1 pseudogene is annotated in these 760 nt (G+C 45.7%); it reads left to right on the top strand.

The features are described 5' to 3' along the window. A pseudogene (locus R7Z50_RS26800) lies at positions 1–760 on the top strand (type II secretion system protein GspD); the annotation flags it as partial.

Below are 760 nucleotides of genomic sequence, written 5' to 3'. Positions count from 1 at the left end.
CGTGCTCAGGTTCTGATTGAAGCCTTGATTGTTGAAATGGCCGAAGGTGATGGTATTAACCTAGGCGTTCAGTGGGGGTCACTCGAAACGGGTGCTGTGATCCAGTACGGCAACACAGGTGCGCCAATTGGCCAAGTCATGGTTGGTTTAGAAGAAGCTAAAGATACAGTAGAGAAAAAACCGATTCGTGACTCAGATACTGGTGCTATCAAATATTACGAGGAAACGACGACAAAAGGTGATTATTCTACTTTAGCCTCTGCTCTCAAAAATGTTAATGGTGCAGCAATGAGCATTGTGATGGGAGATTGGACTGCTTTGGTTAGTGCGGTTGCTTCGGATTCCAACTCAAACATCCTATCTTCTCCAAGTATCACGGTGATGGATAACGGCGAAGCCTCATTCATCGTGGGTGAAGAAGTGCCTGTTATTACTGGCTCGACTGCTGGTTCAAACAACGACAACCCATTCCAAACCGTTGATCGTAAAGAAGTCGGTATCAAGCTCAAAGTTGTACCACAGATCAACGAAGGTGATTCTGTTCAGCTAAATATTGAACAAGAAGTCTCTAACGTATTGGGTGCCAATGGTGCCGTTGACGTTCGTTTCGCGAAGCGCCAACTTAACACTTCCGTGATGATCCAAGATGGTCAGATGCTGGTGCTAGGTGGTTTGGTTGATGAACGTGCACTAGAAAGTGAATCGAAAGTGCCACTGCTTGGTGATATTCCAGTATTGGGGCACTTGTTCAAATCAACCA

Source organism: Vibrio sp. 1249-1, from assembly GCF_033340495.1.
Note: the sequence above shows the minus strand (reverse complement) of the source record. Positions and strands in the feature narration are given on the sequence as shown.